The organism is Pseudosulfitobacter koreensis (genome assembly GCF_024733015.1).
GTDB lineage: Bacteria > Pseudomonadota > Alphaproteobacteria > Rhodobacterales > Rhodobacteraceae > Pseudosulfitobacter > Pseudosulfitobacter koreensis.
Genome location: NZ_JANKJG010000003.1, coordinates 13,975 through 39,226 on the forward strand (window position 1 = coordinate 13,975; position 25,252 = coordinate 39,226).

General features: G+C 61.2%; 33 protein-coding genes. 24 read left to right on the forward strand and 9 right to left on the reverse strand.

The features are described from left to right. Nucleotides 1-17: 17 nt before the first annotated feature. The 14 genes from rpsN (at nucleotide 18) to rplQ (ending at nucleotide 8,431) form a co-directional block, all read left to right on the forward strand. The gene (gene rpsN / locus NTA49_RS05475; RefSeq protein ID WP_258293656.1) at nucleotides 18-323 is read left to right on the forward strand and encodes a 30S ribosomal protein S14; all 306 of its coding nucleotides are present in this window, start codon (nucleotides 18-20) and stop codon (nucleotides 321-323) included. A gap of 14 nt (nucleotides 324-337) precedes the next feature. Further along, entirely contained in the window at nucleotides 338-730 is a 393-nt protein-coding gene (rpsH, locus tag NTA49_RS05480) for a 30S ribosomal protein S8 (protein WP_258293657.1), read from the forward strand. A 10-nt stretch (nucleotides 731-740) separates the two neighbouring features. Continuing rightward, the gene (gene rplF, locus NTA49_RS05485) at nucleotides 741-1,274 is read left to right on the forward strand and encodes a 50S ribosomal protein L6 (RefSeq protein ID WP_258293658.1); all 534 of its coding nucleotides are present in this window, start codon (nucleotides 741-743) and stop codon (nucleotides 1,272-1,274) included. Nucleotides 1,275-1,285: 11 nt separating this feature from the next. Further along, nucleotides 1,286-1,645, forward strand: coding sequence for a 50S ribosomal protein L18 (gene rplR, locus NTA49_RS05490; protein ID WP_258293659.1), 360 nt, complete (start codon nucleotides 1,286-1,288; stop codon nucleotides 1,643-1,645). Between the two features lie 113 nt (nucleotides 1,646-1,758). Further along, nucleotides 1,759-2,337: a 30S ribosomal protein S5 gene (rpsE, locus tag NTA49_RS05495; RefSeq protein ID WP_258293660.1), complete on the forward strand. Its 579-nt coding sequence runs from the start codon at nucleotides 1,759-1,761 to the stop codon at nucleotides 2,335-2,337. Nucleotides 2,338-2,339: 2 nt separating this feature from the next. Continuing rightward, nucleotides 2,340-2,528 carry a 50S ribosomal protein L30 gene (rpmD, locus tag NTA49_RS05500; protein WP_258293661.1) on the forward strand — a complete coding sequence of 63 codons (189 nt, stop codon included), beginning with the start codon at nucleotides 2,340-2,342 and terminating at the stop codon, nucleotides 2,526-2,528. Between the two features lie 247 nt (nucleotides 2,529-2,775). After that, nucleotides 2,776-3,249 carry a 50S ribosomal protein L15 gene (gene rplO / locus NTA49_RS05505; RefSeq protein WP_258293662.1) on the forward strand — a complete coding sequence of 158 codons (474 nt, stop codon included), beginning with the start codon at nucleotides 2,776-2,778 and terminating at the stop codon, nucleotides 3,247-3,249. Nucleotides 3,250-3,366: 117 nt separating this feature from the next. Continuing rightward, entirely contained in the window at nucleotides 3,367-4,737 is a 1,371-nt protein-coding gene (secY, locus tag NTA49_RS05510; protein WP_261368164.1) for a preprotein translocase subunit SecY, read from the forward strand. Further along, nucleotides 4,734-5,378 carry an adenylate kinase gene (locus tag NTA49_RS05515; RefSeq protein WP_258293663.1) on the forward strand — a complete coding sequence of 215 codons (645 nt, stop codon included), beginning with the start codon at nucleotides 4,734-4,736 and terminating at the stop codon, nucleotides 5,376-5,378. Before secY ends, NTA49_RS05515 begins: the two co-directional genes overlap by 4 nt. A 23-nt stretch (nucleotides 5,379-5,401) precedes the next feature. Continuing rightward, entirely contained in the window at nucleotides 5,402-5,782 is a 381-nt protein-coding gene (locus NTA49_RS05520) for a hypothetical protein (protein ID WP_258293664.1), read from the forward strand. Nucleotides 5,783-5,978: 196 nt separating this feature from the next. Next, nucleotides 5,979-6,347, forward strand: coding sequence for a 30S ribosomal protein S13 (gene rpsM, locus NTA49_RS05525; protein ID WP_258293665.1), 369 nt, complete (start codon nucleotides 5,979-5,981; stop codon nucleotides 6,345-6,347). 15 nt (nucleotides 6,348-6,362) lie between these two features. Next, nucleotides 6,363-6,752 (forward strand): 30S ribosomal protein S11, encoded by a 390-nt coding sequence (rpsK, locus tag NTA49_RS05530; protein WP_028957260.1) that lies wholly within the window; start codon nucleotides 6,363-6,365, stop codon nucleotides 6,750-6,752. A 113-nt stretch (nucleotides 6,753-6,865) separates the two neighbouring features. Beyond that, a complete protein-coding gene (locus NTA49_RS05535) occupies nucleotides 6,866-7,882 on the forward strand; it encodes a DNA-directed RNA polymerase subunit alpha (protein WP_258293666.1) in 1,017 nt (338 codons plus the stop codon). 132 nt (nucleotides 7,883-8,014) lie between these two features. Further along, nucleotides 8,015-8,431 carry a 50S ribosomal protein L17 gene (gene rplQ / locus NTA49_RS05540; protein WP_028957262.1) on the forward strand — a complete coding sequence of 139 codons (417 nt, stop codon included), beginning with the start codon at nucleotides 8,015-8,017 and terminating at the stop codon, nucleotides 8,429-8,431. Nucleotides 8,432-8,518: 87 nt separating this feature from the next. On the opposite strand, the gene NTA49_RS05545 is transcribed toward rplQ, so the two are convergent. Further along, complete coding sequence (locus NTA49_RS05545) at nucleotides 8,519-8,974, reverse strand: host attachment family protein (protein ID WP_258293667.1); 456 nt, start codon at nucleotides 8,972-8,974, stop codon at nucleotides 8,519-8,521. A 1-nt stretch (nucleotide 8,975) separates the two neighbouring features. After that, a complete protein-coding gene (locus tag NTA49_RS05550) occupies nucleotides 8,976-9,212 on the reverse strand; it encodes a hypothetical protein (RefSeq protein WP_258293668.1) in 237 nt (78 codons plus the stop codon). Nucleotides 9,213-9,329: 117 nt separating this feature from the next. Here NTA49_RS05550 and NTA49_RS05555 point away from each other — a divergent pair, with 117 nt between their 5' ends. The 10 genes from NTA49_RS05555 (at nucleotide 9,330) to NTA49_RS05600 (ending at nucleotide 19,571) form a co-directional block, all read left to right on the forward strand. Further along, the gene (locus tag NTA49_RS05555) at nucleotides 9,330-10,721 is read left to right on the forward strand and encodes a trypsin-like peptidase domain-containing protein (RefSeq protein ID WP_258293669.1); all 1,392 of its coding nucleotides are present in this window, start codon (nucleotides 9,330-9,332) and stop codon (nucleotides 10,719-10,721) included. Next, nucleotides 10,714-12,024 carry a replication-associated recombination protein A gene (locus NTA49_RS05560; protein ID WP_258293670.1) on the forward strand — a complete coding sequence of 437 codons (1,311 nt, stop codon included), beginning with the start codon at nucleotides 10,714-10,716 and terminating at the stop codon, nucleotides 12,022-12,024. Before NTA49_RS05555 ends, NTA49_RS05560 begins: the two co-directional genes overlap by 8 nt. A 42-nt stretch (nucleotides 12,025-12,066) precedes the next feature. Continuing rightward, a complete protein-coding gene (crcB, locus tag NTA49_RS05565) occupies nucleotides 12,067-12,447 on the forward strand; it encodes a fluoride efflux transporter CrcB (protein WP_258293671.1) in 381 nt (126 codons plus the stop codon). After that, nucleotides 12,444-13,490, forward strand: a complete 1,047-nt coding sequence (locus tag NTA49_RS05570; protein ID WP_258293672.1) for an RluA family pseudouridine synthase — start codon at nucleotides 12,444-12,446, stop codon at nucleotides 13,488-13,490. The genes crcB and NTA49_RS05570 overlap by 4 nt, the downstream gene beginning before the upstream one ends. Beyond that, nucleotides 13,487-14,167 carry an HAD-IA family hydrolase gene (locus NTA49_RS05575; RefSeq protein ID WP_258293673.1) on the forward strand — a complete coding sequence of 227 codons (681 nt, stop codon included), beginning with the start codon at nucleotides 13,487-13,489 and terminating at the stop codon, nucleotides 14,165-14,167. Before NTA49_RS05570 ends, NTA49_RS05575 begins: the two co-directional genes overlap by 4 nt. After that, nucleotides 14,164-14,877 (forward strand): ATP12 family chaperone protein, encoded by a 714-nt coding sequence (locus NTA49_RS05580; protein ID WP_258293674.1) that lies wholly within the window; start codon nucleotides 14,164-14,166, stop codon nucleotides 14,875-14,877. Before NTA49_RS05575 ends, NTA49_RS05580 begins: the two co-directional genes overlap by 4 nt. A gap of 197 nt (nucleotides 14,878-15,074) precedes the next feature. Next, the gene (locus NTA49_RS05585; RefSeq protein WP_258293675.1) at nucleotides 15,075-16,091 is read left to right on the forward strand and encodes an amino acid ABC transporter substrate-binding protein; all 1,017 of its coding nucleotides are present in this window, start codon (nucleotides 15,075-15,077) and stop codon (nucleotides 16,089-16,091) included. 144 nt (nucleotides 16,092-16,235) lie between these two features. Continuing rightward, nucleotides 16,236-17,474 (forward strand): amino acid ABC transporter permease, encoded by a 1,239-nt coding sequence (locus NTA49_RS05590; protein ID WP_258293676.1) that lies wholly within the window; start codon nucleotides 16,236-16,238, stop codon nucleotides 17,472-17,474. Between the two features lie 3 nt (nucleotides 17,475-17,477). Continuing rightward, nucleotides 17,478-18,776 carry an amino acid ABC transporter permease gene (locus tag NTA49_RS05595; protein WP_258293677.1) on the forward strand — a complete coding sequence of 433 codons (1,299 nt, stop codon included), beginning with the start codon at nucleotides 17,478-17,480 and terminating at the stop codon, nucleotides 18,774-18,776. A gap of 45 nt (nucleotides 18,777-18,821) precedes the next feature. Further along, nucleotides 18,822-19,571, forward strand: coding sequence for an amino acid ABC transporter ATP-binding protein (locus NTA49_RS05600; protein WP_258293968.1), 750 nt, complete (start codon nucleotides 18,822-18,824; stop codon nucleotides 19,569-19,571). A gap of 25 nt (nucleotides 19,572-19,596) precedes the next feature. On the opposite strand, the gene NTA49_RS05605 is transcribed toward NTA49_RS05600, so the two are convergent. From NTA49_RS05605 to yidC, 7 genes are read right to left on the reverse strand one after another with little or no spacing between them, the layout of a single operon-like run. Next, nucleotides 19,597-20,088 carry a SixA phosphatase family protein gene (locus NTA49_RS05605; protein ID WP_258293678.1) on the reverse strand — a complete coding sequence of 164 codons (492 nt, stop codon included), beginning with the start codon at nucleotides 20,086-20,088 and terminating at the stop codon, nucleotides 19,597-19,599. Continuing rightward, a complete protein-coding gene (locus NTA49_RS05610; RefSeq protein ID WP_258293679.1) occupies nucleotides 20,085-20,651 on the reverse strand; it encodes a hypothetical protein in 567 nt (188 codons plus the stop codon). Before NTA49_RS05610 ends, NTA49_RS05605 begins: the two co-directional genes overlap by 4 nt. Nucleotides 20,652-20,698: 47 nt before the next feature. Next, on the reverse strand, nucleotides 20,699-21,004 hold the full coding sequence (locus NTA49_RS05615; RefSeq protein WP_258293680.1) for a hypothetical protein: 306 nt from the start codon (nucleotides 21,002-21,004) through the stop codon (nucleotides 20,699-20,701). Between the two features lie 57 nt (nucleotides 21,005-21,061). Beyond that, entirely contained in the window at nucleotides 21,062-21,922 is an 861-nt protein-coding gene (gene argB, locus NTA49_RS05620) for an acetylglutamate kinase (protein ID WP_258293681.1), read from the reverse strand. A 49-nt stretch (nucleotides 21,923-21,971) separates the two neighbouring features. Then, the gene (gene yihA, locus NTA49_RS05625; protein ID WP_258293682.1) at nucleotides 21,972-22,622 is read right to left on the reverse strand and encodes a ribosome biogenesis GTP-binding protein YihA/YsxC; all 651 of its coding nucleotides are present in this window, start codon (nucleotides 22,620-22,622) and stop codon (nucleotides 21,972-21,974) included. Beyond that, nucleotides 22,622-23,377, reverse strand: a complete 756-nt coding sequence (locus tag NTA49_RS05630) for an MOSC domain-containing protein (RefSeq protein WP_258293683.1) — start codon at nucleotides 23,375-23,377, stop codon at nucleotides 22,622-22,624. The genes yihA and NTA49_RS05630 overlap by 1 nt, the downstream gene beginning before the upstream one ends. Continuing rightward, nucleotides 23,374-25,191 carry a membrane protein insertase YidC gene (gene yidC / locus NTA49_RS05635; protein ID WP_258293684.1) on the reverse strand — a complete coding sequence of 606 codons (1,818 nt, stop codon included), beginning with the start codon at nucleotides 25,189-25,191 and terminating at the stop codon, nucleotides 23,374-23,376. The genes NTA49_RS05630 and yidC overlap by 4 nt, the downstream gene beginning before the upstream one ends. Nucleotides 25,192-25,252: the final 61 nt, after the last annotated feature.

Here is a 25,252-nt window from a genome sequence, read left to right on the forward strand (position 1 = left end):
CGGGAAGGAATTTAGATATGGCTAAGAAATCCATGATCGAGCGCGAGAAAAAGCGCGAAGCTCTGGTCAAGAAGTACGCCGCCAAGCGCGCCGCACTGAAAGAGATCATCAGCGATGAGAGCAAGCCGATGGAGGATCGCTTCCGCGCTTCCTTGAAGCTCGCGAAACTGCCGCGCAACAGCTCGGCGACGCGTCTGCACAACCGGTGCCAACTGACCGGCCGTCCGCATGCGTATTATCGTAAACTGAAAATGTCGCGGATCGCGCTGCGTGATCTTGGCTCCAGTGGCCAGATCCCCGGCATGGTCAAGTCGAGCTGGTAAGGAGGGCTTTTGGTATGAATGATCCTATCGCAGACATGCTGACACGCATCCGCAACAGCCAGATGCGCGGCAAGTCCACAGTCATGACACCAGCCTCCAAGCTGCGTGCATGGGTTTTGGACGTGCTGGCCGACGAAGGCTATATTCGCGGCTACGAAGCAAAAACAGGCATCGACGGCCACCCGGCTCTCGAAATCAGCCTGAAATACTACGAAGGCGAACCCGTCATTCGCGAAGTGAAACGGGTCTCCAAGCCCGGTCGCCGCGTCTACATGGGCGTCAATGACATCCCCGTTGTCCGTCAGGGCCTGGGCGTGTCGATTGTCTCCACACCCAAAGGTGTGATGTCGGATGCAAGTGCACGGGCGGCCAATGTTGGCGGCGAAGTGCTTTGCACCGTATTCTAAGGAGGGTTCCATGTCTCGTATTGGTAAGAAACCGGTCAGCCTGCCCAGCGGTGTTTCCGCATCGGTCAGCGGCCAGTCCATCGAAGTCAAAGGCCCCAAAGGCACACGTTCGTTCAAGGCAACGGATGACGTGACCCTGACGGTCGAAGACAATGTGGTCAAGATCACGCCCCGTGGCAAATCCAAGCGCGCGCGCCAGCAGTGGGGCATGAGCCGCACGATGGTCGCGAACCTGGTCACCGGCGTGTCCGAAGGCTTCAAGAAAGAACTCGAGATCAACGGCGTGGGTTACCGCGCCCAGATGCAGGGCAACACCCTGCGCCTGAACCTCGGCCTGTCTCACGACGTCGACTATCTGCCACCCGAAGGGGTGACAGTGACCGCGCCGAAGCAGACCGAGATTGTGGTCGAAGGCATTGATGAACAACTCGTCGGTCAGGTTGCAGCGAACATTCGCGCCTGGCGGAAGCCCGAGCCTTATAAAGGCAAGGGCATCAAGTACAAAGACGAGTATATCTTCCGCAAGGAAGGCAAGAAGAAGTAAGGACCAGACAGATGGCAAACAGCAAACGGACCCTGTTCCTCAAGCGCCGCCTGCGCGTCCGGAACAAACTTCGCCGCGTGAACGCAGGGCGCATGCGCCTTTCGGTTCACCGCTCGAACAAGAACATCAGCGTTCAGCTGATCGACGATGTGAATGGTGTCACTTTGGCATCGGCCTCCAGCCTCGAGAAAGATCTCGGCGTTGTGGGCAAGAACAACATCGACGCGGCCACCAAGGTCGGTTCTGCGATCGCAGAGCGCGCGAAGAAGGCAGGCGTGGAAGAAGCATACTTCGACCGCGGCGGCTTCCTCTTTCACGGCAAGGTGAAGGCTCTGGCCGACGCTGCGCGTGAAGGTGGTTTGAAAATCTAAGACCAATGTAGGTCGCCCCTTGCCATGCAGGGGGCGGCTTCGATGATCCGGGGGCTTTTGTCCCACCAGGATTGAGCTATTCGGCGCAAGCCACCAATGAAAAGGATGTTCTCATGGCAGAACGTGAAAACCGCCGCGGCCCGCGCCGCGACCGGGAAGAAACACCGGAATTCGCAGACCGTCTGGTCGCGATCAACCGCGTCAGCAAAACCGTCAAGGGTGGTAAGCGCTTTGGCTTCGCCGCACTTGTGGTTGTTGGCGATCAGAAAGGCCGCGTCGGCTTCGGCAAAGGCAAGGCGAAAGAGGTCCCCGAGGCCATTCGCAAAGCCACCGAGCAGGCAAAACGCCAGATGATCCGCGTGCAACTGCGCGAAGGCCGCACCCTGCACCACGACATGGAAGGTCGCCACGGCGCCGGCAAGGTCGTGATGCGCACAGCACCAGAAGGTACCGGTATCATCGCCGGTGGACCGATGCGTGCCGTTTTCGAAATGCTCGGCATCAAGGACGTCGTGTCCAAGTCGATTGGTTCGCAAAACCCGTACAACATGATCCGCGCCACCATGGACGGCCTGAAGAAAGAGGCATCGCCTCGTTCGGTTGCCCAGCGTCGTGGTAAAAAAGTGGCTGACATTCTGCCCAAGCGCGAAGACAACGTAGAGTCGTCCGCCCAAGTGGTTGAGGAAGTATAAGCATGGCCAAGACTATCGTCATCAAACAAATCGGCTCCCCGATCCGCCGCCCTGCAAAGCAGCGCGCAACTCTGATCGGCCTGGGCCTGAACAAAATGCACCGCGTGCGCGAGCTGGAAGACACACCTTCTGTGCGCGGCATGATCAACTCGATTCCGCACATGGTCGAGATTGTCGAAGAAAAAGGCTGAATTTTTAGCGGGTCTCGGCCCGCTGGACTTTATGCCGAAACGCCTCGCGGGAAACTGCGGGGCGTTTTGCTGTTTGGGGGTGCGCCCCGTTGACGCTGCACCACGCAGCCGATGTTCCCCTTGCCCCATGCCGCCCCATCCCTTATACGCCCCGAGTGGCCACCATCCGTGGCCCGCAAGAATCATGAAACGCCGCGTTTGACCGCTCCCGTCGCTGGGGGTCATTTCCGGCAAAAGGAGAAGCGACATGAAACTGAATGAACTTCACGATAACGACGGCGCCACCAAGAAACGCAAACGCGTTGGTCGTGGTCCCGGCTCCGGCACCGGTAAAATGGGTGGCCGTGGTATCAAAGGTCAGAAATCCCGTTCGGGCGTGGCGATCAATGGCTACGAAGGCGGCCAGATGCCGATCTACCAGCGTCTGCCCAAACGCGGCTTTACCAAGCCGAACCGCAAATCTTATGCGGTCGTGAACCTGGGCCTGATCCAGAAATTCATCGACGCAAAGAAAATCGACGGCTCCGCCGCGATCACCGAAGACGTGTTGATCTCGTCGGGTCTGGTCCGTCGCAAACTGGACGGCATCCGCGTTCTGGCCAAAGGCGACGTGACGTCGAAGCTGGACCTGCAAGTGACCGGCGCGTCCAAATCTGCGGTTGAAGCAGTGGAAAAAGCTGGCGGTTCGCTGACAGTCACACCTGCGGCAGCGGCCGAGTAAGCCATACTCGCACCTTGTGGGTCGGCGCTGTCCGGCTTACATAACCTTGAGTTTTCCTTAACGCCGCCCGCCGGAAAACGGCCTGGGCGGCGTTTCCGCAACAGAAAGAGCCGATATATGGTATCCGCCGTCGAAAACATGGCCGCCAACACCAGCTGGTCTGCACTGGGCAAGGCCACGGACTTGCGCAACCGCATCCTGTTCACGCTGGGCCTGCTGATTGTCTACCGTCTGGGCACGTTCATCCCGGTTCCGGGGATCGACGGCGCCGCACTTCGTGAGTTCATGGAGGGCGCAGGTCAGGGCATCGGCGGCATGGTCTCGATGTTCACCGGCGGCGCGCTAGGGCGGATGGGTATTTTTGCTCTTGGCATCATGCCCTATATTTCGGCCTCGATCATCATTCAGCTTCTGACCTCGATGGTGCCTTCGCTTGAGCAGCTCAAGAAGGAAGGCGAGCAGGGGCGCAAGAAGATCAACCAATACACCCGCTACGGCACCGTGGCCCTGGCGACGTTGCAGGCTTATGGCCTTGCCGTCAGCCTTGAGGCCGGTGATCTGGTCACCGATCCGGGCATGTATTTCCGCGTCGCCTGTCTGATCACGCTGGTCGGCGGCACCATGTTCCTGATGTGGCTGGGCGAGCAGATCACCGCGCGCGGCATCGGCAACGGCATCTCGCTGATCATCTTCGTCGGCATCATCGCCGAGGTTCCCGCAGCCCTTGCACAGTTCTTTGCCAGCGGCCGCAGCGGTGCCATCAGCCCGGCGGTGATCGTCGGCGTGATCGTGATGGTGATCCTGACCATCATGTTCGTGGTGTTCATGGAACGCGCCCTGCGCAAGATCCATATCCAGTACCCACGCCGCCAGGTCGGGATGAAGGTCTATGACGGCGGCTCGTCACACCTCCCGGTCAAGGTGAACCCTGCGGGCGTCATTCCCGCGATCTTCGCCTCGTCGCTTCTGCTGCTGCCGGTCACCATCAGCACCTTCTCGGGCAACTCGACCAACCCGGTGATGAGCTGGATGCTGGCCAACTTCGGCCCCGGTCAGCCGCTCTACCTGCTGTTCTTCGTGGCGATGATCGTGTTCTTTGCCTATTTCTACACGTTCAACGTCAGCTTCAAACCTGATGAGGTGGCAGACAACCTGAAGAACCAGAACGGTTTTGTTCCCGGTATCCGTCCGGGCAAGAAGACCTCGGAGTATCTGGAATATGTGGTCAACCGCATCCTGGTGCTGGGCGCCGCCTATCTGGCCGCTGTCTGTCTGCTGCCGGAAATCCTGCGCGGTCAGTTTGCCATTCCCTTCTATTTTGGCGGCACCTCGGTTCTGATTGTCGTCTCGGTGACGATGGACACGATCCAGCAAATTCAATCCCACCTGCTCGCCCACCAGTACGAAGGCCTGATCGAGAAATCGAACCTGCGTGGCAAAGGCAAAGGGGGCAAACCCCGCAAGAAACGGAGCCCCGTGCGTCGATGAATATAATATTGCTTGGACCGCCGGGGGCGGGCAAAGGAACACAGGCACGCATCCTGGTCGAAGAACGCGGCATGGTGCAGTTGAGCACCGGCGACATGCTGCGGGCCGCCAAGGAGAGCGGGTCCGAAATGGGCGAGGTCGTGGCCGAGGTCATGGCGCGCGGCGGTCTGGTGACAGACGAGATCGTGATCGGTCTGATCCGCGAACAGCTTAATACGGTGAAGGCCGCGGGTTTCATCTTTGACGGCTTCCCGCGCACGCTGGGCCAGGCCGATGCGCTGACCAACCTGCTGGCCGCCGAGGGCGAAAGCCTGGACGCGGTGGTCGAGATGGAAGTCGACGACGAAGCGCTGGTCGCACGCATCACCGCACGGTCAACCTGTGGCAATTGCGGTGAAGTCTACAACGACAAGACCAAGCCGCAGCCTGCCGACGGCAAATGCAGCAATTGCGGCGCATCCGATTTCCGCCGACGCGCAGACGACAACGAAGAAAGCCTTCGGACCCGTCTGATGGAATACTACAAGAAGACTTCGCCGCTGATCGGCTATTACTACGCCAAGGACATGCTGACCAAGGTTGACGGCCTGGGCGAGATTTCCACGGTCAAGGCCGCGATCGACAAGGCGCTGACGTCATAGGGGCAGGGAAGGGACCAAGAGGCATGAGACAGATTTTTGCGGCAACGCTGTTCAGCCTCGCGACCCTTCCCGCCTTGGCGCAGGATATCATCGACAACCCCGGCCTGTGCACAGCACCCGGACCCGAACAGGAACTGGCCGGTGCGGCCTATCTCTTTCCCCGCTCAGTCGAGGCACATTGGCGCGCCTGCAACTGGCAAACGCCACTTGAATATGTGCCGGGTCTGGTCGCCCAAGTGGACGCGTCGTGCAACGGCCAAGACGGTCAGGCCGATGTTCGGATCGGCGTTTCCGTCAATGCGCAGGGCCGCATCACCCTTACGGGTCTCAACGGCAGCACCGGCTTGCCGGACTACTATTTCCCTTGCGCCCTTTGGGGTTTCAAGGGCCAAGGCAATCCTTAACGGCAGGGGGTTGACCCTGTGCGCTGAGCCACATAATTAGCGCTATCTCGAAAGAGAATCGCTATGTTCTGGCAGGGTCGCGCCCGACAAGAACAGATCACCTGATCAGCGGCGGCCCGTAGCAGTGATGCTTCGGGCTTATGTTGTGAAAAAAGGGCCCGGAATTACGGGCTCGCAACGAAAAGGAATATGACACGTGGCACGTATCGCCGGCGTTAACATCCCCACTGCAAAGCGGGTTCCAATCGCCCTCACCTACATCACCGGTATCGGTAACACTTCGGCCAAAGCCATCTGCGAAGCAGTTGGCATCGACGCATCGCGTCGTGTGAACGAACTGTCCGACACCGAAGTTCTGAAACTGCGCGAGCACATCGACGAAAACTACACCGTCGAAGGCGACCTGCGCCGTGACACCCAGATGAACATCAAGCGTCTGATGGACCTTGGTTGCTATCGTGGCCTGCGTCACCGCCGTAACCTGCCCGTTCGTGGTCAGCGTACTCACACCAACGCACGTACTCGCAAGGGCCCCGCAAAGGCCATTGCCGGTAAGAAGAAATAAGGGAGGCTCTGATCAATGGCACGCGATAAGACACGTACAAAGAAAAAAGAGCGCAAGAACATCGCCGCTGGTGTGGCGCATGTGAACTCTTCCTTCAACAACACCAAGATCCTGATCTCGGACGTTCAAGGCAACGCGATTGCATGGTCGTCCGCAGGCACCATGGGCTTCAAGGGGTCGCGTAAATCGACACCCTATGCCGCCCAGATGGCCGCCGAAGACGCAGGCAAGAAGGCACAGGACCACGGCGTGAAAACGCTGGAAGTCGAAGTGCAAGGCCCCGGTTCCGGTCGTGAAAGCGCCCTGCGCGCTCTGGCCGCTGTTGGCTTCAACATCACGTCGATCCGTGACGTGACACCGATGGCCCACAACGGCTGCCGCCCGCCGAAACGCCGCCGCGTCTAAGCATCGTATTACTGAAGGGGCTGCGTGTCCGCACGCGGCCCCAATCCGCTTTTTTGAAACCTCGGGAGTCTGCTCCTTAAGGACATGGGGAACAGACAGGAATGGAGGGACGCATGATCCACAAGAATTGGGCTGAATTGATCAAGCCTCAACAGCTTGATGTCAAGCCGGGCAATGACCCGGCCCGTCAGGCCACAGTCATCGCCGAACCGCTGGAACGCGGCTTTGGTCTGACCATGGGCAACGCCCTGCGCCGCGTGCTGATGAGCTCGCTGCAGGGTGCGGCCATCACGTCGGTGCAAATCGACAACGTGCTGCACGAGTTCTCGTCGGTGGCCGGTGTGCGTGAAGACGTGACCGACATCATCCTGAACCTCAAGGGCGTCAGCCTGAGCATGGAAGTCGAAGGGCCCAAGCGCCTGTCGATTTCGGCAAAGGGTCCGGGCGTCGTCACCGCCGGTGACATCACCGAAAGCAATGGCATCGCAGTTCTGAACCGCGAGCATGTGATCTGCCACCTGGATGACGGTGCGGATCTCTACATGGAACTGACGGTCAACACCGGCAAGGGTTATGTCGCTGCCGACAAGAACAAGCCCGAAGATGCGCCCATCGGTCTGATCCCGATCGACGCGATCTATTCGCCTGTCAAACGCGTCAGCTATGACGTGCAGCCGACGCGCGAAGGTCAAGTTCTGGACTATGACAAGCTGACCATGAAGATCGAGACAGACGGCTCCATCACGCCGGATGACGCCGTGGCATTCGCCGCACGTATCCTGCAGGACCAGCTGGGCATCTTCGTCAACTTCGACGAGCCTGAATCGGCTTCGCGTCAGGACGACGACGACGGTCTCGAGTTCAATCCGCTTCTGCTGAAGAAAGTGGATGAACTGGAACTGTCCGTGCGTTCGGCAAACTGCCTGAAGAACGACAACATCGTCTACATCGGCGATCTGATCCAGAAGACCGAAGCAGAAATGCTGCGCACGCCGAACTTTGGCCGCAAGTCCCTGAACGAGATCAAGGAAGTGTTGTCGGGCATGGGTCTGCACCTTGGCATGGACGTCGAGGACTGGCCGCCAGACAACATCGAGGATCTGGCGAAGAAATTCGAAGATTCCTTCTAAGACAGCCCCGAGGCGGGGGAGACCCCGCCCCGGAACACGACTGGGCCGAAAGCCCCAAGGAGAGCCCAAGACACGCATCGCGGGCCAGACAAAGCAAAACCGCCCGTAGAGGGCACATCTAGGAGAAATACTATGCGTCACGCACGTGGATACCGCCGCCTGAACCGCACACATGAGCACCGCAAGGCGCTCTGGGCAAACATGGCCGGCTCGCTCATTGAACATGAGCAAATCAAGACAACCCTGCCCAAGGCGAAAGAGCTGAAGCCGATCATCGAGAAAATGATCACTCTGGCCAAACGCGGTGACCTGCACGCCCGTCGTCAGGCCGCCAGCAAGCTGAAACAGGACGCTTTCGTCGAGAAACTGTTTGCAGTTCTGGGCCCCCGCTACAAAGACCGCCAAGGCGGCTATGTGCGCGTCCTGAAAGCCGGTTTCCGTTATGGCGACATGGCACCCATGGCGATCATCGAATTCGTGGACCGCGACCGCGACGCCAAGGGCGCCGCAGACAAGGCACGTCTGGTCGAAGTCGAAGCCGAAGATTGATTTTTGTCTGGCCCGTAAGGGTCGGATGCAGAAACGCCGCCCCCGACGGGGCGGCGTTTTGCGTTTCACATGAAGGTGCGCTCAGGCTCAGGCGTCTTCCAGCGCGTCCTTGACGATCTTTTCGATCTCGTCGACCGGGTGGTTGGTCAGCGTCTTCGGGATTTCGGCGATGATCCTGCTGGTCACTTCCGAATGCATGTCTTCGCGCAGCACGCCCAGAACCTGCGGGCTGGCGACGATGATCAGCTTGTCGAAATTGCCCTTGTGCGCTTCCTTGTACAGCAGGTCCGACAGGTCCTTGGCAAAGCGTTCCTTGGCCAGTTCGTGCCAATCCGTATCATCCATCGAAGACCGCTGTTGCACTCCGGTGTCCTGCTTGCGCCCCGGACGGTTGGCGGATTGTTCACGGTCAGACGGATTTTCCTGCTCCTCGCTGCCCGTCACTTCAAAGTTCGGGTCCTGAAGGTCGGTCAGGTTGCGCATGAAAAGCGCCTTTTCGCTGTCGGTGACGACGATCCACGTGCCTTTTTCCATCTTAGCCATATCAGTCGTCCTTTCCTGTACCGTGAAGACCGCCGAGGTTGCCCTCGCCCTTTTCGTCAGATTTATGCACGCGGGTCGCGCCTGCATTGTCATCCTTCGTGCGTTTCAGCGTGTCGCGGGTGCCCACCTTGCGTTCCAGGTTGCCGTCTGCGCGGCCCTGATCGGAAGGGGTTTCTGCATCGTCGAGATATTCCTTGGTCTCCTGTTTACCATCGTTTGATCTGTGACGGTCTGCCATGGTCTCTCTCCTTTCAACTGTCTGTCAGACAAACGGTCGGGAGGCGTCCACGGTTCCGCCCTGTGCTTGCAATTGCCCCCGTCTCTGGGCATATCGGACAGGCAGACCGGAGGAGCCATGAGACGTCTAATTCTTGCTGCCATGCTGGTTTTCACAGCTTTTTGGGCAGCCGCGCAGGAGCAACCAAAGGTCCCTGGCACATCGGCTGAAATTTCGCTCAGCTTTGCGCCCGTGGTCCGTGCGGCGGCCCCTGCGGTGGTCAATATCTATGCCAAATGGGTAACCGAAGGTCGCCAGACGCCCTTCATGGATGACCCGTTTTTCGAGCGGTTCTTTGAAGGCTTCGGCAGGCCGGAGCCGCGCGTGCAAAGCTCGCTTGGCTCGGGCGTGATTCTCAGCAGCGACGGGCTGATGGTCACCAACTACCATGTGGTCGGCATGGCGACCGACATCCGGGTGGTACTGACCGACCGCACCGAATACGCAGCAGACGTTCTGCTGGCGGATCAGGACAGCGACCTTGCGGTCCTGCAACTGGTCGGCGCTCGCAACCTGCCGTTCGTGCCCCTGCGCGACAGCGCCACGGTCGAGGTGGGCGAACTGGTTCTTGCCATTGGAAACCCCTTCGGCGTCGGTCAAACGGTGTCGAGCGGGATCGTCTCGGGGCTCGCACGCTCGGGCGGGGCAGGGGGCGCGGGTCACGGCTATTTCATCCAGACCGACGCGCCGATCAACCCCGGCAACTCGGGCGGTGCGCTGGTCGACATGGCGGGCCGCATCATCGGGATCAACACCCGCATCGTCAGCCGGTCGGGCGGCTCCAACGGTATCGGGTTTGCGATCCCCGCCGCCTTGGTGCGCAGCTTCGTCGAACAGGCCCAGGCGGGCGCGACGGAATTTGGCCGCCCTTGGGCCGGCATGACCGGACAGTCGGTCGATTTCGACATGGCGCAATCGCTGGGCCTGCCATCGGTCAGCGGCATTGTCGTGTCTGGTCTGCATCCCAGCAGCCCGTTCCTGAGCGCGGGTTTCAAGGTGGGTGACGTGATCGAAGCGGTCGATGGCCTGCCGGTCAACACCCCCTCCGAGATGGTCTACCGCATGACGGTCGCGGGGCTGGGACAGGCATCGCAGATCACACGCCTGCGCGATGGTGTGCCCGAGGATATCGCCGTGCAGTTGATGGCGGCCCCCGACGCGCCGCCGCGTGACCCGCTCAGCTTTGGTCCGATTTCGCGTTTTCCGGGGCTGACCGTGGCGCGGATCAATCCGGCAGTGATCGCAGAGATGAACCTGCCGATCGAGGCCGCAGGCGTGGTGGTGACCCGGTTGGAAGGTCCGGCCATGCGGTCCGGTCTGCGTATCGGTGACATCATCGAAACCCTGAACGATGTGGCGGTTACCGACCCCGCAACACTGGAACAGGTTTTGGAAATGTCGGGCCGCTGGTATGCCTTCGGGCTGATCCGCGACGGACGGCGCGCAGAATTGCGGTTGCGCGGTGGCTGATCTGTTCGACACCCCCGGCGGCGACGACGCCCCGGCCAAGGGCCGCCCTCTGGCCGACCGTCTGCGCCCCGCCAAGCTGGACGAAGTGATCGGGCAGGATCACATCCTGGGGCCCGATGCGCCCCTGGGCGTGATGCTGGCGGGCGATACGCTCAGCTCGCTGATCTTCTGGGGACCGCCGGGCGTTGGGAAAACCACCATCGCGCGTCTGCTGGCAGGCGAGACGGACATGCATTTCGTGCAGATCAGCGCGATTTTCACCGGCGTTCAGGACCTGAAAAAGGTGTTCGAGGCTGCCCGCATCCGCCGCCGGAACGGGCAGGGCACATTGCTGTTCGTCGACGAAATCCACCGCTTCAACAAGGCGCAGCAGGACGGCTTTCTACCCCACATGGAAGACGGCACCATCCTGCTGGTGGGCGCGACCACGGAAAACCCCAGCTTCGAGCTGAACGCCGCCCTGATGTCACGCTCGCAGGTTCTGGTGCTGCAACGGTTAGAACTGAAAGACCTTGAGCGGCTGGCCCAACGGGCGGAACAGGAACTGGACCGCAAGCTGCCGCTGGACGGCCCTGCCCGCGAGGCGCTGCTGGAGATGGCAGACGGCGACGGGCGCGCGCTGCTCAACCTGATCGAGCAGGTCAGCGGCTGGAAGGTTGACGCACCGCTTGGCCCCGACGCGCTGGCCACCCGTCTGATGCGCCGCGCCGCGCAATACGACAAAAGCGGCGAGCATCATTACAACCTGATCAGCGCGCTGCACAAATCCGTGCGCGGCTCTGACCCCGACGCGGCACTCTATTGGTTCGCGCGGATGCTGGAGGGCGGCGAAGACCCTCGGTATCTGGCGCGCCGCATCACCCGCATGGCGGTCGAGGACATCGGGCTTGCCGATCCAAACGCGCAGGCGGTCTGCCTGCAAAGCTGGGAGACCTATGAGCGTCTCGGCAGTCCCGAGGGCGAATTGGCGCTGGCGCAGGCGCTGACCTATCTGGCGCTCGCGCCGAAATCCAACGCCGCCTATGTTGCCTACAAGGCCGCGCGGAAAGCCGCAAAAAAGACCGGGTCGATGATGCCGCCCAAGCATATCCTGAACGCGCCCACCGGCATGATGAAGGATCAGGGCTACGGGTCAGGCTATGCCTACGATCACGACGCCGAAGACGGGTTTTCCGGGCAGAACTATTTCCCCGATGGCATGCAGCGCCCGGTTCTCTATGCCCCGGTCGAGCGCGGGTTCGAGCGCGACCTGAAAAAGCGGCTGGATTACTTCGTCAAGCTGCGCGCGAAGCGCGAGACCTGAGGAAAACTTGACTCTGCCGCGTGTCCGAGCGATGGACGCGCCATGATCTCGACCCTGACCCTCGTCGCCCTCGGCGGTGCCATCGGTGCCTGCCTGCGCTTTGTCTTTGGCATGGCAGTGCTGCGCGTGGCGGGAACGACACAATTCCCGATTGCGATCCTTGGGGTGAACATCCTGGGATCGTTCCTGATGGGGATTTTCGTGGTGGCCGCGGCACACCGGGGGCTGACGCATCTGTCGCCCCTGGTGATGACGGGGCTGCTGGGCGGGTTCACCACTTTTTCCGCCTTTTCGCTGGAAACCGTCGGCCTGATCGAGCGGGGCCAGTTCGGTCTTGCCGGGGCCTATGTCACCCTGTCCGTGGGGTGTTCGGTGCTGGGCCTGATGCTGGGCATGACACTTGCCCGAGGAGCTATTGTATGAGCCGTGTTCAAACCATCACCGTCGGCAGCGACGAGGGCGACCAGCGCCTCGACCGCTGGATGAAGCGCCGCTTTCCGCAGGTGAGCCAGGGCATGATCGAGAAATTCTGCCGCAAGGGTGAAATTCGCGTTGATGGCGGGCGGGTGAAATCCGCAACCCGTCTGGAAGAGGGGCAGCAGGTGCGCATTCCGCCGCTGCCCGATGGCGAAGCCCCGCCGCCGCCATCGCGCACGCGCATCACCGATGCGGATGCCAAGATGATCCGCAACTGCGTGATCTACCGCGACGATCACGTGATCGCGCTGAACAAACCGCCCGGCTTGGCGGTGCAGGGTGGCTCCGGCCAGTCTGACCGTCATGTCGATGCGCTGTCCGAGGCGCTGATGTTCGACGCGGAGGAAAAGCCGCGCCTTGTGCACCGGCTGGACCGCGACACATCCGGGGTATTGCTGATGGCGCGCACACGGCTCGCGGCCAAAGCGCTGACCGCATCCATGCGGCATCGCGAAACGCGCAAGATTTACTGGGCCATCGTCGCAGGCGTGCCCACACCCTACCTGGGCGAGGTCCGCTATGGGCTGGTCAAGGCCGGTGGCCACGGCAAGGGCGGCGAGGGCGAGAAGATGATCGCCGTGCACCCCCGCGACGTCGACAGCACGCCGGGCGCGAAACGGGCCCATACGCTTTACGCCACGCTGTTCCGCGTGGGCTCGCGGGCATCCTGGGTCGCACTTGAGCCGATTACCGGCCGCACCCACCAGTTGCGCGCGCATATGGCCGAGGTGGGCCATCCGATTGTAGGCGACGGCAAATACGGCGGCTCGGGTCAGGAAAACATGGGCGACGGCTGGGGCGCGCAACTGGGCGGGATCATTTCGAAAAAGCTGCACCTGCACGCGCGCATGATGCGGTTCGAGCATCCAGAGACACGCAAGGTCATCACCGTTACGGCAGAGCTGCCTGAACACATGGCCCACAGCTGGGACACCTTCGGCTGGACCGAGGACCTGGCAGCAGATGACCCCTTCGAGACCCTGCAATGACGCCATTGCGGCTGGTGATCTTCGACGTTGACGGCACGCTGGTCGACAGTCAGGGGCACATCGTCGCCTCGATGACCATGGCGTTCGAGGCTCTGGGGGCCATCGTGCCGTCGCGTGCTGACATTCTCGGCATCGTGGGGCTTTCGCTGGATGTGGCAATGCCCCGGCTGGCACCTTCGCTGTCGGGCGTGCAGCATGGCGCGCTGGTGCAAGGGTACAAGGACAGCTATTCGCAACTGCGACTGTCGCACGGGGCTGCAGCGGCGTCGCCGCTCTATCCCGGTGCGCTGGGGATATTGAAAAAGCTGGCCGCACAGGACGACATCCTGCTGGGTGTGGCGACGGGCAAATCCAAACGCGGCCTTGATGCGCTGATCGAGGCGCACGGGCTGGAGCAGATGTTTATCACCCGCCAGGTCGCCGATTTTCACCCGTCCAAGCCGCATCCGTCGATGATACATGCCGCACTGGCCGAGACCGGCGTTGACGCCGCCGATGCGGTCATGGTGGGCGACACCACCTATGACATGGACATGGCACAGGCGGCGGGCGTCACCGGCATCGGTGTAAGCTGGGGCTATCATGCGCCCGCTGCACTGACCGCCGCGACACATATTGTGCAGGATTTCGACCACCTGCACCGCGCCATAGACACCTATTGGAGCCTGCACAGATGAGCGAGTGGAAGCAAAAGAAGTTCTGGACCAAGTCGGACGTGACCGAGGCCGAGGGCGGCTTTGGCATCGCGCTTGACGGACGGTCGGTCAAGACCCCGGCCAAGGCGCCGCTGGTCGTGCCTTCGAGCGCCATGGCGCAGGCAATCGCGGACGAATGGGCAGCACAGGAGGGCACCGTCGATCCCATGACCATGCCGTTCACCCGCAGCGCCAATGCCGCCATTGACAAGGTGCGCATCCAGCACGCTGAAGTGGCCGATCTGGTCGCGGCCTATGGAGATGCCGATCTTCTGTGCTACCGGGCGGCCAGCCCTGAGGAATTGGTCGCGCGGCAGGCAGAACGCTGGGACCCGCTTCTAAATTGGGCGAATGACGAACTGGGCGTGCGGCTGACCACGCTGCAGGGGGTCATGCACGTGCCGCAAGACCCTGCCGCCCTCGATGTGTTGACGCAGCGCACACATGCGCTGGATGCGTTCGAATTGACTGGTTTTCATGATCTGGTCAGCCTTTCGGGGTCCCTGATCATCGGTTTCGCTGCTTTGACCGACGCAAGGGACGCAGCAGAGCTGTGGCATCTGTCGCGTCTGGACGAGGAATGGCAGGCCGAATTCTGGGGTGTGGACGACGAGGCGCTGGCCCACTCAAACATCAAGAAGGCCTCGTTTCTGCACGCAAAATCCTTTGTCGACGCGCACCGCGCAACCTAAAATTGACGCGCGTAAAGATTTAGGTCGTTTGCGCGGTGTGATCCATCGTTTTCCGTGATCATGCCCTTGACGGACGGAGATGAATCCTAGCACACTGTCGACCATCAGCAGGGGGTGACCCCCTTGTTTGTATCGCCTCCGGCTGCAAAAGCCGGTCGAAGCGCCCGAACGGGGCGCGAAATCAGGAAGAGGTAAAAATGAAAAAATCAGTAATTTTTGGCGCGTTGACGATTGCAGGCCTTGCGGCCGGTGCCGCAGCAGCTGGCACACTGGACGACGTCAAGGCACGCGGCAAACTGAACTGCGGCGTAACAACTGGTCTGGTGGGCTTCGCGGCCCCGGACTCGGACGGCAACTGGGAAGGTTTTGACGTTGCAGTCTGCCGCGCGGTCGCGGCGGCTGTCCTGGGTGACGGCAATGCCGTTGAGTTCGTCCCGACAACAGGCAAGACACGCTTCACCGCGCTGGCCTCGGGCGAAATCGACATGCTGGCCCGTAACACCACATGGACCTTCTCGCGCGATGTGGACCTGAAGTTCACCTTCGTCGGCGTCAACTATTACGACGGCCAGGGTTTCATGGTTCCCAAGGCACTGGGCGTGTCCTCGGCCAAGGATCTGGACGGCGCGACCGTCTGCATCCAGACCGGCACCACAACCGAGCTGAACCTCGCGGACTTCTTCCGCACCAACAACATCAGCTACGAGCCCGTGCCCGTTGAAACCAACGCAGAAGGCCAACAGCAATACCTGGCCGGTGCATGCGACACCTACACCACCGACGCATCGGGTCTGGCCGCGACACGTGCCACATTCGAAAACCCCGGTGACCACATCCTGCTGCCCGAAATCATCTCGAAAGAGCCGCTGGGCCCGCTGGTCCGTCACGGCGATGACGAGTGGGGCGACGTGGTCCGTTGGACCCTGAACGCTCTGATCGCAGCTGAAGAGCTGGGCGTCACATCGGCAAACGTCGCTGAAATCGGCGCGTCCAGCACCAACCCCGAAGTCAAGCGTCTGCTGGGCACCGAGGGTACGCTGGGCGAAATGATGGGCGTTGACGCGGATTGGGCTGCAAATGCCATCGCAGTCGGTGGCAACTACGGCGAAATCTTCGCACGCAACATCGGCGAAGAAACACCCATCGGTCTGGCCCGTGGCCTGAACGCACAGTGGACGAACGGCGGCTTGGTCTACGCACCTCCGTTCCGCTAAATCCAATACGCCAAGGGGCGCGGGCATTTGTCCGCGCCCCTTGTGCAACCCGCACGCGTGCGGTGCCAAGCCAAAAACGAACCGGCCGAATAAGCATCATAAAGATGCAGCAAATCTCAGGCACGGGACACAGGGAACAGTTTCATGACAACACTCACCGACCCCGCGAAGGGTGCGTTCCGGCCTTCTATGCTGTTGTACGATACGCGCTATCGTTCGCTGACATTGCAGGCGATTGCGGCGATCGTTCTGGCCTTGTGCCTGATGTACCTGTACTCGAACCTTGCCGACAACCTGCGCGCCGCCGGTCTGAACATTTCCTTCGGGTTCCTGGCCGACACCGCCGGCTACGACATCAACCAGACGCTGATCGACTATAACAGCCAGTCCAGCAACCTGCGGGCTGCCGTCGTCGGTATCCTGAACACATTGCTTGTGGCCTTTCTGGCCTGCGTGACCGCGACCATCTTTGGCGTTCTTGCCGGTGTTCTGCGCCTGTCGCCGAACTGGCTGGTGCGCAAGTTGATGGCGTTCTACGTCGAGATTTTCCGCAATATTCCGGTGCTGATCTGGATCATCATCATCTTTACAATCATGACGGCGGTGCTGCCTGCACCCAGCGCATTCCGGGGCGATGATCCCGACAGTTCGATGCTGTTCAACCTTGCGGCCTTTACCAACCGCGGCATCTACATCCCCGGCCCGTATTTCACCCGCGGCTTCGGGCTTGAGGGCAACGGCGGTCTGAACTGGATCTTGGTGATCGCCGTATTGATCGGATCGCTGATCGGCACCCGCGCCGTGACTGCATCGGCCAATGCCAAGCAGGAAGCGACTGGCGTGCGGCCCAAGACACTTTGGATCAACCTGGCGATCTGGTTCGTGCCGATCATCGTGGTCCTGTTCGCACTGGGCCTGCAGTGGGACATTCCCGCGCTCAGGGGCTTCAACTTTGGCGGCGGCATCCAGATCGGTGGCCCGCTGATTGCACTGTGGTTCGCCCTCTCGATCTATACCGGTGCCTTCATCGCGGAGAACGTTCGTGCCGGCATTCTGTCCGTGTCCAAGGGCCAGACCGAAGCCGCCGCAGCCCTGGGCCTGCGCCCGCGCCGCGTCATGAGCCTTGTTGTGTTGCCGCAAGCCTTGCGGGTGATCGTGCCGCCGCTGATTTCGCAATACCTGAACATCACCAAGAACTCTTCGCTGGCGATTGCCGTGGGCTATGCGGACATCACCGCGACGCTGGGCGGGATCACCCTGAACCAGACGGGCCGTGCGATTGAATGCGTTCTGCTGTTGATGCTGTTCTACCTCATCATCTCGTTGCTGATCTCGGCGTTCATGAACGTCTACAACAACTCGATGAAACTGAAGGAGCGCTGAGCCATGTCAGACACACATGCAGAATCCATCCCCTTCGTTCGCGAGACGACGCTGCCGCAGGCCGCACCGCCGACAGCCGAGCGTGGCGTCTACAAATGGGGGCGCGAGAACCTGTTCGCGACGCCCGCCAACGCGCTTTTGACGCTGGTTTCGATCTACGTGATCTATGTGGTGCTGTCGGCGATCCTGCCTTGGGTGCTGAACGGCGTCTGGAACGCGGGCAGTCTGTCCGAGTGCCGTGAAATTCTGGCCGGAACACGGGGCGGATGTTTTGCCGTTCTGGTCGACCGCTGGGAGCAGTTGTTTTTCGGGTTCAAATACCCCTCTGACCAGCTGTGGCGTCCGACGCTGACCCTCGTGCTGTTCTTTTTCGCCGTGGCGCCGGTGCTGTTCTTCGATCTGCCGCGCAAGCTGCTGGCCTTTACCGCCGTGTTTCCGTTCCTGGCCTACTGGCTGATCTGGGGCGGCCCGATCCTGGTGCCGATCGTGGCGCTGGTCGGGGTGGGCGCAGGCTATGTCGTCTATTCGCGACTGGTCGCCCAGAGCTTTGCAGGCGGTTTCTTTGGCGGTATCGCCGCCGCCGCAGTGGTCTGGTTTCTGGGTGGCTATCTCGTCGATGCGACCACCGGCCCGTCGTCCTTGCTGGACGCGGTTCCAAGCCGCGATCTGGGTGGCTATATGCTGAACTTCATGCTGGGCGTGACCTGCGTGTCGCTGTCGGTGCCCATCGGCATCGCGCTGGCATTGGGGCGGCAATCGTCGATGCCGCTGATCAAATGGCTCAGCGTCATCTTCATCGAGTTCATTCGCGGTGTGCCGCTGATCACCCTGCTCTTCGTGGCAAGCGTGATGCTGGCCTATTTCTTCCCGCCGAACTCGACCGTCGATCTGTTCCTGCGCGTTGTCATCATGATCACCATGTTCTCATCGGCCTATATCGCCGAGGTGATCCGTGGCGGTCTGGCGGCCCTGCCCAAGGGGCAGTACGAGGCGGCGGACAGTCTGGGGCTGGATTATGCGCAGTCGATGCGTCTGATCATCCTGCCGCAGGCATTGAAAATCTCGATCCCCGGCATCGTGAACATCGCGGTGGGCCTGTTCAAGGACACCACGCTGGTTTCGGTCATCTCGATGTTCGATCTGGTCGGCATGATCCGTGGCCCGATCCTGGCCTCGACCGATTGGAACGGCGTCTACTGGGAACTGCTGGGCTTTGCCGCGTTGCTGTTCTTTGTCGTCTGCTACGGCATTTCGCAATATTCGCAGTGGCTGGAACGCCGTCTTGCGACAGACCACCGTTAAGAGAAAGGTTCAGACATGACTGAAGCCGTAAAGACCCCCGCCCAGATGGCTGTCTCTGACGAGGTGGCGATTTCGATCCAGAACATGAACAAGTGGTTCGGGTCCTTCCACGTCCTGCGCGACATAGACCTGACGGTCAATCGTGGCGAACGTATCGTGATCTGCGGGCCTTCGGGCTCGGGGAAATCGACGCTGATCCGCTGCATCAACGCGCTGGAAGAGCACCAGAAGGGCTCGATCGAGGTGGATGGCACGCTGCTGTCCTCCGACCTCAAGAACATCGACAAGATCCGCTCCGAGGTCGGCATGTGCTTTCAGCACTTCAACCTGTTTCCGCATCTTACCATTCTGGAGAACTGCACGCTGGCCCCGATCTGGGTCCGCAAGACGCCCAAGAAGGAAGCCGTGGAAACCGCGATGCACTTCCTGGAAAAGGTGAAGATCCCCGATCAGGCGGACAAGTACCCCGGCCAGTTGTCGGGCGGTCAGCAGCAGCGTGTGGCCATCGCCCGGTCCTTGTGCATGCGCCCGCGCATCATGCTGTTTGATGAGCCTACATCGGCGCTGGACCCCGAGATGATCAAGGAAGTGCTCGATACGATGATCGAGCTTGCCGAAGAAGGCATGACCATGCTGTGCGTGACGCACGAGATGGGCTTTGCCCGTCAGGTGGCGAACCGCGTGATCTTCATGGATCAGGGCCAGATCGTCGAACAGAACGAACCCGAAGAGTTCTTCAACAACCCGCAATCGCCACGGACTCAGCTGTTCCTCAGCCAGATCCTCGGACACTGATCACGGTGGCACCTTGCGGTGCGTCTTAGAGAATATCGCCGGGAATGGCGAAATCAATCGGCTGGCCAGTGTGCCAGCCGATGTCGTTCCAGCCTTGTGCATCGAACTGCACCACAAGCGTCGCGCAGGTCGGATAGTCGGCAAATCGCGGGTGGTCAGGCCGGGTGGCGCAGAGCCGCCAGGCCATTTCGCCGATGCCCGGGTTGTGCCCGACCATCAGGATCACGGGCGCCGTTGCCTTGCGCAGCATTCCGAACATCGTATCGCTGCTTTTCATATAGAGATCACCGGTGTTCTGTACCGGCACGTCAAAGCCAAGTCGCTGGAACGTCTCGGTCGTGCGGGTGGCCGACGACACCAGTGCAGCATCCGGCACATGCCCCCGGTCGCGCAGCCAGTGCCCCATCGCCGTGGCGCCGTCGCGACCGCGCGGGTTCAGGGGGCGTGAATGATCGCTCAGATCCGTGTGGTTCCAGTCGGATTTGGCGTGGCGCATCAGGATAAGTGTGCAGGTCATGTCGGATGAAAGGCCTTCATATGGAAATGGGATTGAACATCGGGCCGGTTGAAATCCTGGCTGATGGGACAGGCGCGGCGCACCTTGCACCCTCTGGTCATGCAGTCCTTGCCTGCCGCCGTGTCCAGATAAGCCTTGCAGGCTGGCACATCATAGGGCGGGATAGCTGACAGGGCGTTAACCGGGCAGGCCATGATGCAGGGCCTGTCCGCACAGCTTTCGCAGGGATGCGCCGAAGCCCCCGGCTGATCCGCAATGTCGTCAAATATCAAAGCCCCCCGGATCGAGATCATCATCCCCGCCACGTCATGCACCATCATGCCCACAGGGCTTTGGAAAAATCGACCCGTGTCCATCGCCCAAGCGATAAACGGCGCATAGGGCGGCCCGTCTGACGGAAACGCGGTGTTTGCACCCATGTCTTTCGCCATGCCGCCGATGATCCGTTTGGACCAGCGGTCCAGCGGATGCGGTGTGCCATCGCCGTATTCGGCACTGTCCCGAAACACCCGCCAAAAGCTTGCGTCGCAGCCCAGCAATACGCGATTTTCGCTGCCGCCCATGACCATCAACCCATGCGGCGCGCATGCGACAGAGATCGCTTCTGGTGTCACTTGCGGGCGAACGGCAGGATCAGTGACCACCCCAGGCGCGACGGGCGGTCGTCTTGCCATTCCAGCCCGGCCCCAGCCGTTCGCCGCGGCGCGTCTATCGCCGCCCCCACGGCCAGCAACGGTAAGGCCAACGCCAGCAGACGGAGACCAGCGGTGCTGGTCAGGATGATGCCCCAGTTGGTCAGCCAGCGGCCCTTGCGGGCATGCGCGCGCGCGCGGCGGGGGATCAGCACCTCGGCCAGCGACAGCAGGGCAAAGAGCCCCAGAAAGACGCCCAGCCGGATGACGGTTTCGTGTTCCATGCGATGTAGGTAGCGGTCCGTGACGCGCCTGCCAAGCAGCGGCGTGTCACAAGGGTGTCAGCGCCGGATGATGCTGCCCGCACCGTGATCCGTGAACAGCTCGAGCAGGCAGGCGTTGGGTGCACGTCCATCCAGGATGACGACGGCCCGCACACCCGACGCGATGGCGTCCAGCGCCGTTTCGGTCTTGGGTATCATGCCACCTGCGATGGTGCCATCGGCGGTCATCTCGCGGATCTGCGCGGCGGTCATCTCGGTCACGACCTCGCCTTCGGCGTTTTTCACGCCTGACACATCGGTCAGCAGCAGCAGCCGGTCGGCCTTGAGCGCTCCGGCGATTGCACCTGCCGCCGTGTCGCCGTTGATGTTGAACGTCTCGCCGTTCGCACCCGAGCCGAGCGGCGCTATCACCGGAATGATCTCCTGCGCGAACAGCGTTTCCAGAATGCGCGGGTCCATCTTGTTCGGTGTGCCGACCAGACCCAGCGCGGGGTCGGTGGGCACACATTCGATCAGGTTCGCATCCTTGCCCGACAGGCCCACGGCGCGCCCACCCTGGGCATTGATCGCCTGCACAATACGCTTATTGACGAGCCCCGACAGGACCATTTCAACCACGTCCATCGTCGCTTTGTCTGTGACCCGCTTGCCGTTCACGAACTCCGACTTGATGTCCAGCTTCTCCAGCATCGCGTTGATCATCGGCCCGCCACCGTGAACGATCACCGGGTTCACGCCGACCTGCCGCATCAACACCACGTCGGCGGCAAATGTCGCCATCGCCTCGTCGCTGCCCATTGCGTGCCCGCCCAGCTTGATCACCACGCGCGCGCCGGAGTAGCGCTGCATGTACGGCAACGCTTGGCTGAGTGTGCGGGCAGTGGCGATCCAGTCGCGGTTCATCTCTTGCTTTCTCATATGCGTCCCTCTTGCCCCCGTTATCAATAAAGGCTGCGGGGCCTGCAAGTTATTCCAGTGTGGCGATCAGCGCACGCAAGGTCGGGATGCCCCAACCCTTCTCGCTAGATGTCACGACAATCTCGGGATAGGCGGCCGGGTGCTGGACCAACTCGCCGCGCACCTGTTCGATGATCGCCGTGCGCTCGACTTCCTTGACCTTGTCGGCCTTGGTCAGCACGCATTGGAACGTCACGGCGGAACTGTCCAGCAGCGACATGATCTCGTGGTCGACCTTCTTGATGCCGTGTCGTGCGTCGATCAGCACAAAGGCGCGGCGCAGGGTCTGCCGCCCGCTGAGGTACTGTTTCAGCAAACGCTGCCATTTCTCGACCACCTGCAAAGGCGCGTTGGCATAGCCGTAGCCCGGAAGGTCAACGAGATAGAGTTCGTCTCCGGCGGTGAAAAAGTTGATTTCCTGCGTCCGACCCGGCGTGTTCGAGGCCCGCGCCAGCGCCTTTGTGCCGGTCAGCGCGTTGATCAGGCTGGACTTGCCCACGTTCGAGCGCCCGGCAAAGCAGACCTCCATCCGGTCGGGATCGGGCAGGCCGGACATGGCGACCACGCCTTTGACAAAGACGGTCTCGCCCGCGAACAGCAAACGGCCCTGTTCGGCGGTCTGGGCATCGGGCTCTTCCGCCAGCTTGAAATTGATCTGCATCAGTGCACCTCGACCTTGTCGCCCAGCGAAATCTCTCCGCCCGTGATGACCTCGGCGTAGACGCCGAAATCCTGATGACCGAACTGCCCGCGCAGCGCGCCCAGAGTGTCGATGTCGCGCACCCCGTTGTGCGGGTTCGACGCGGTGTGCATGCACCGCTTGATCCGCTCGCGCATCCGCAGGACCGCGCCGCCGATGGTCACATCGCGGTCGATCCAGTCAAACTCGGCCCATGCATCCAGCCCGTCCAGCCAGATGTTGCCGCGCCAGCGCTCAGGCTCGACCGTGGACTGCAATGCATCCTGCACCGCATCGTGCGAGGCCCGGTTCATCACCGAGATCGAAGGGTACGGGCTGTCGGTCATGCCCCTGTCCGGCACCGCGACGATGCCCTGCGGCACCAATCGGTCGGCGGGGCAAAGCGGTGCCACCCAGGCCACGAAACGTTGCACGTCTTCTGCCTGATCGGGACAAAACGTCAGGCTGCCCAGATCGACATGGCTCAGCGTGACGGTGCGCGTCGCCGCGTCCAGCTTTGCCCAAAGCCCGGCCAGCTTGGGCGTCAACGTGCCCACCATGAAATTGCGGCTTCCAGCCCATGCGGGGTCTTTGACGTCAAAGCCGGTCTTGCCATGCGTCACGGCCCAGGTGCGATCCCATGGCATTGTCTGGCCTGCGGACAGGGTAACCGTCTTGATAGCCTCCCGCCCGTGGCTCTTGATGGGATGGCGCCACAGGGACGTGACGGTGATCACTTCTTGGCGTCCTTGGGCGTGCGTTTGAAGCCGCCCTTGATGTTGCCCAGAATGTCGGGCGTGTACCCCTGCGAGCGCATGATCAGATACTGCTGGGTAAACGTGATCGTGTTGTTCGCGATCCAGTAGACCACCAGCCCGCTCGCAAAACCGCCAAGCATGAACATGAACACCCACGGCATCCAGGCAAAGATCATCTGTTGGGTTGGATCGGTCGGCGCCGGGTTCAGCTTTTGCTGAATGAACATCGAGATGCCCAGCAGCAGCGGCAGGATACCGATGAAGATCAGCGCCATGATTGATCCGGCTTCGGGCGTACCCCAAGGCAACAGGCCGAAAAAGTTGAAGATCGACGTGGGATCAGGTGCGCTGAGATCCTGGAACGGCCCAAAGAACGGCGCATGACGCAATTCGATCGTGACGAAGATCACCTTGTAGAGCGAGAAGAAGATCGGGATCTGCAACAGGATCGGCAGACAGCCCGCTGCGGGGTTCACCTTGTTCTTCTTGTAAAGCTCCATCATGCCTTGCTGCATTTTCTGGCGGTCGTCGCCGGCATCGGCCTTCAGCTTCTCCATCTGCGGCTGCAGTTCTTTCATGCGCGCCATCGAGACATAGGATTTATAGGCCAGCGGGAACAGAACGGCCTTGATGATCAGGGTCAGCGTGATGATCGAAAGACCCATGTTGCCGATCAGCTTGTTCAGCTCGTGCAGCAGCCAGAAGATCGGCTTGGTCAGGAAGAAAAACCATCCCCAGTCGATGCTGTCGATGAACCCACCGATGCCCGAGGCCTGATAGTCTTGCAGGGTCTCCCATTCCTTCGGGCCGGCGAACATCTGGGTTTCACTGGTCACGGTCTCGCCGGGTGCGATGGTGCGCGTCGGCAGGCGGGTGACGGCGCGGTAGACATTTGCGGCCTGGTCGTAGGTCAGCGCCTGGTCAAAGGTGCTGCCGACTTCGGGCACCAGAATCGTCTGCCAGTAGTGGTCGGTGAAACCGATCCAACCTTCGGCGACGCCATTGGTCACGATGGCCGGGCGACCCCATGCGGGATCGACGTCTGCGTCGGGAATTTCGTCCCAGTTTGTCTCGGACAGCTCTCCGTCGGCCATCGAGACGGCACCCTCGTGAAGGATGAAAAAGTTTTTCAGATCAGAGGGTTCGCCGTGGCGCACGACCATGCCATAAGGGGCTGCGCGCACGGCGGTGTCGCCATCGTTGCGCACGCTTTGGGTGATGTCGAACATGTATTGGTCATCAACGGCAATCTCGCGGCGGAAGGTCAGGCCGTTGCCGTTGTTCCATTCCAGAATGACTGGCGTGTCGACGGTCAGGCCGCCTGTGCCCACCTGGGTCCATTCAGTTGATGGGCCGGGAACGGCGTCGGCGGCCAGATCGCCGGCAGGTGCCCAGCCTTGCAGGGCATAATAGGCGTCGGGCGCGCCGACCGGGGCCAGCACGGTGACGATGTCGGCATCGGGTTCGATGGTGACGCGGTAGTTTTTCAGGCGCAGGTCGTCGATGCGGCCACCGGCCAGCGAAATCGAACCTTCGACGCGGTCGGTGTCGATGTCGATGCGCGGTGCCTCGATGGCGGCGACTGGCGTTTCGACGCCGGGCGCGGCAGCGGTGGGCTGGTCCGACGTACCGGCAGGCACTGTTCCGGTGCCGTCTGCGGTGGTCTGCACCTGCTCGGTCGGCGTCTCGGCGACCGGATCGGGTTCGGGCGGCGGAAACAACACGAACCAGACAAGGATCACGACGAAGCTGAGAGCTGTTGCAAGAATGAGGTTCTTGTTCTGATCGTCCATAGGGACCGGCACCTGCGCAATTTGTATATCAAGCAGGGTTCAACAGAGAAGGACCCCAAAG